Annotated in this window: 3 protein-coding genes; all 3 read right to left on the minus strand. The window is 68.4% G+C overall.

Features of this window, described 5'->3' with window-relative positions; all coding sequences use genetic code 11:
* Nucleotides 1-244 precede the first annotated feature (244 nt).
* Complete coding sequence (locus VMI09_15550) at nt 245-1,450, minus strand: CHAD domain-containing protein (GenBank protein HTQ26102.1); 1,206 nt, start codon at nt 1,448-1,450, stop codon at nt 245-247.
* 115 nt (nt 1,451-1,565) lie between these two features.
* Nucleotides 1,566-2,237 carry a phosphoribosylanthranilate isomerase gene (locus tag VMI09_15555; GenBank protein HTQ26103.1) on the minus strand — a complete coding sequence of 224 codons (672 nt, stop codon included), beginning with the start codon at nt 2,235-2,237 and terminating at the stop codon, nt 1,566-1,568.
* Nucleotides 2,238-2,350: 113 nt separating this feature from the next.
* Nucleotides 2,351-4,177, minus strand: coding sequence for an ATP-dependent DNA ligase (locus VMI09_15560; protein ID HTQ26104.1), 1,827 nt, complete (start codon nt 4,175-4,177; stop codon nt 2,351-2,353).
* Nucleotides 4,178-4,437: the final 260 nt, after the last annotated feature.

Consider the following 4,437-nt stretch of genomic DNA (forward strand, 5'->3'; position numbering starts at 1 on the left):
AACATCTATTGCAACTATTAAAGACGATTAAAATATCGAAATTCTCAATTACAGAAACTCAACATCTAATAATGGAAAATACATTGTGATTTAGACAAATAACATTAGATGGATTAGCCCATTATAGCAAATAATAGCATAGATTTGAGTTAAGTTCGGCTCGTGGGGAGCGATAAGCGGCGGGCGCCGTGAGCAGACAGCTTTCCGCCAGCGGCAGCGAAGTGCTAAATGTCCGAATCGGGCCCTACCGGGGCAGCAGGGTGAGCGCTTTGACGAAATCGTCCTCCGGGCTGACGCCGGGGTCGGGAGTCTCGGCAGCGACCGGCGCCGCGGCGGGATGGGTTTGCTCGGGCGCCGATGGCGGCGCCAGTTCGCTCGCATGGGCAAAGGCATGGCGTGGAGGGAGGCTGGCCTCGCCCGATTCCTGCGGAGGATCGGATTCATCCGTTTGCGACTCGGGCTCGTGGGCGGAGTCACGGGCCGGCGCGCCGCCGCAATAGCTCGTTATCCAACGGTCGAGCGCCGAGCCCTCGACGCTGGCGCCGGTCTCCGCGAGCAGCCGGCGCACGCGGGCGTTCTGCGCGGACCGTTCGCTATCCCCCTTGCGCAGGACTATCGCGACCAGCCGCGCATGACTCAGCAGGAATTGCGGATCCGCGAGCGCTTGCGCGGTCAGCTGGAGCAGCTCGATCTGATCGTGCCAGACGCCGAGCACGTCCTGCATCGACCGTAGAAAATCCAGCGCGGGCGCGGCGTCGCGCGCGCCCAGGTCGCGTGCGAGTTCGATCCGATAGCGCAGCCGCTTGGTGGCGATGCGAAAGGCGTGGATGGCGAGCGGGTCGAAGCCGTCGCAGGCGCGCACGAGCGCCTCGCGCCAATCGCGGTAGCCTGCGGCGGCCGAAGCCGCGATCACCGCCGCGGCGTCGGGAGGGCCTTGGCCCTCGGCCGAATCGCGTTGCGGAAGATTGTGCAGGAACTTGTGCGCGCGATGGGCGAGCGTGAAGAGCTTGCGGCTCGAGAGCCTGCGGCGGGCGCGGCTAATCTCGCGGTCGCGCTTGCTTTGCGCGAGATCGCGGATCATCGCGCAGGCTTTCTTCTCCTCGGGATCGCGCACCCGGCGCGCCTTGCGCTCGAGCTGTTCGATCATCACGTCGCAGTCGCGCCATCCGCCAAGCGCGCGGCGCGCGCGCCTGAGCGTGCGGACGATCGTGCGCGCCTCCGCCGAGCGCGGAGCGGGCGAGAGCGTGGTCACCACCTGCTGCAGCCGCCGGCTCCACACGCGAAGGTCGTGCACCGCCTCGACGCCGTCCTCGGCGAGGACCTTGGGCAGGAGCGCGGTGAATTTGCGCAGCCGGTCGCGGAACAGTTTTTCCAGCGCCAGCCGCGCCTCGTCAGGTCCGGCAGCGGAGCCGGAACGAGGCGGAGTCGCGATAAACCTGGTCGAAGCCAAATTGGATTGTTCCCGATGACCTCAGCTTAACGAAAATGTAACGCGATATTAACATCAGGGGGCGACGATTCAATCCGCTTCCTCCGAAGCGCCGATCGCCGGGCGGCATTGCGAATCAAGTGCTCTCCGATTCGATCGCGTCGGCGAAGCCGCGCAGCGCGGCCGCGACGAACGCGCGCACGCGCGCCGGATCCTTGCGGCCGCGGTTGCCCGGAACGTCGGTATGCGTGAACGAATCGACGCCCCAGGGCCGCACGGCGGCGATCGCGCGCCCGACGTTGTCCGCCGAAAGGCCGCCGGCCAGGATCACGGGAACCCGCGAGCGCTCGACCACCGCGCGCGCAATCGACCAGTCATGGGTCTCGCCGCTGGCGCCCTTGGCGCCCGAATCGAGCATCAGGTAGTCGGCGGTCTCCTGATGGAGGCCGGCCTCGGCCAGGGTCTCGCCGGCGCGCACGGCGATCGCCCGGAGCAATCGCACCGGCGCGAGGCGCCTGCGAATCCACGCGCAATCCTCGGGTTCGATCTCGCGCGCGGCAATATGCACGATATCCGGTCGCACCGCATCGGCCATCGCGCAGATTTCGTCGCGATCGTCCGCGAGCGAAAGCGCGACGCCCCGCGCGCGCGGGCGCACCGCGGCCAGGATTTCGCGGGCAGCGGCGGCCGCGATTCCCTCGGCGACCACTCCGGGTTCCGCGACCACGACCCCGACCAGGTCGGCGCCGGCTTCGGCGGTCATCGTCGCGTCGGCGATCGAGGTCATGCTGTAAATCTGGATGATCATTTTCTTTCACCAACGCGGCGCCGGGATAGCGCGGCCGGCCTCCTCTCGCATTGTTAGCCTCTCTCCCTTTTGGCGCGAGGGCAACAAAATCATGGCGCCCGCGCCGGCCGCTCCTATCCCGGCCGGGCGACTGGCGGCCGGCCAACTCCTGGCCTGACGACCTGGCGCTCGAACGCCTCGGTCATCGCGGCAAGCGTGTCGGCCTCGGCCGCCGGCTTGTCGTCGCGCACGCGCACGATACGCGCGAAGCGCAGCGCCATCGCGCCCGCGTATTGCGGGCTGCGCTGGATATCGTTGTAGGCAACCTCGACCACTACTTCGGGCCGCACGAACACGGTCGCGCGCGTCTCGTCGGTCTTGAGCGCGAGCAACCGCGCCGTCATCCGCTCGAACTGATCGTCGGTCAGTCCCTTGAAAGTCTTGCCGACCTCGACGAAGCCGCCGCGCTCCGGATCGCGCGCCGCCAGATGGTAGTTCGAGAGCCATCCGTGGCGTCTCCCGTAGCCCCAGTCGGCGGCAACGATCACGAGGTCGAGCGTATGCGCGTGCTTGATCTTGAGCCAGCCGCGGCCGCGCGCGCCCGGCGTGTAGCGGCTGTCCAGCGCCTTGGCCATCACGCCCTCATAGCCCGCTTCGATCGCCCCGGCGTAAAAGCGCTCGGCCTCTTGCAGGGCGGCAGGGACGATCCGGCCGGCGAGCGAAAGCCCGGCGTCGGCGGCGAGCCGGGCCATCTCTGCGTAGCGCTCTTCGTAGGGCCGGTCGATCCAGAGCTCGCCGTCGAGCGCGAGGAGGTCGAAGATGAACAGCCGTATCGGCTGCTCGACGCGCAGGCGCTCGACCTCGCGCACGCGCCCGAAGCGGCGCATCACCTCCTGAAACGCTAGCGGGCGGCCGGCGGCATCGACGGCGATCACCTCGCCGTCGAGAATCGCGTGCCGGCGGCCGATACGGGCCGCCGCTTCGACGACCTCGGGAAGGCTGTGCGTGATTTCGTTCAGCCGGCGCGAGAAGATTCGCACGCCGCCGGGCGCGTGATGGATTTGCACGCGCGCGCCGTCGAGCTTGTGCTCGAGGGCGAAGCGCGGACCGAGCATCGCAAACGCGTCGGCGACCTCGCGCGCCGGCTGCGCGAGCATCGGGCGCAGCGCGCGCGCGTGCGCGACGCTGATGGCGGCGGCGGGCGCGGGAGCTCCCGCCGCCGCCATAGTCGCATCCGTCTCGCCCTCGGCCGTTGCCCCGGCGGCTTCGCCGCGGGCGCTGGGAGCGGCTTCGCCGCCCCCAGGGCCCACGGCGCCCGCGACCGCGCCCGTCCCGCCGGCGGCGATGGCCGGCTGGCGCAGCGCCTGCGCCAGCCGGCCAACGTCGCCCTCGAGCATGTGCATCCGGCGCACGTCGTCCACCGGACGTCCGGCCATCTTCGCCAGCGCCTCGAGCATCAGCCCTTCGCTCATCCCGTGGCGCATCTCGCCGATCAGCACCTTGGCCGCGTATTTCGCCTCTAGCGGCGTCATCCGCGCAAAGAGCGCCGCGAGCCCTTCGAGCTTGCGCTTGCGCGCGCCGCGCCCTTCGACCTCGGCGATTCCCTCGAAGGTGCGCGCGACTTCGGTGAGCGTAAGCGTTGGCGCAGGCTCCTCGCGGCGCATTCGCATCACCATCTCGACCGCCTCGCCGAAGTCGGCGGCGGCGGTGAAGATGTCTTCGCCCTGGTCCTCGCCGCCGCCGAGCGCGGCGGCGATTTTCCACACCGCGCGGCCGCTCACGTTAAGGCGCGGCTCGCCGCCCTGGGCGAGCGCGCGGCCGACCATGAAGCGCGCGGCGATCGCCGCTTCCTCCGGGCTGCGGCGGGCAAGGAAGTCGGCGGCGAGCGCCGCTATCTGGAGGCGGCTATTGGTCTGGCTGAGCGACTGGCAGACCTCGGCGAAATCGTAGAAGGAACCCACGATTTGAGATTAGAGCGGCCCGCGTGCTCCCAGCGCAAGTTCCCTTGGAGCTGTCGCGGGTGGATGTTGAGTGATTCCGAGCGAACCTTCCGATTCCGCATCGGTCTCGACGAATGGCGCCGCCGCTTACAGGCAGGAGCCTGATCCTGCATACGCCAACCGAAGGACACGGTCCCTTCCACCCTCGCACTCGCGCAGTCCCGGGGCGAAGCGCGAGACAGCGCAAAAAGGCGCGGTTTTTACGAATCAAGCCGCGCCCT

The sequence above is a fragment of the Candidatus Binataceae bacterium genome (genome assembly GCA_035500095.1).
Classification (GTDB): domain Bacteria; phylum Desulfobacterota; class Binatia; order Binatales; family Binataceae; genus JAKAVN01.

Excerpts from the sequence above, each read along its gene's own strand:
- VMI09_15555 (HTQ26103.1), bottom strand. The coding sequence starts at position 2,237 with ATGATCATCCAGATTTACAGCATGACCTCGATCGCCGACGCGACGATG.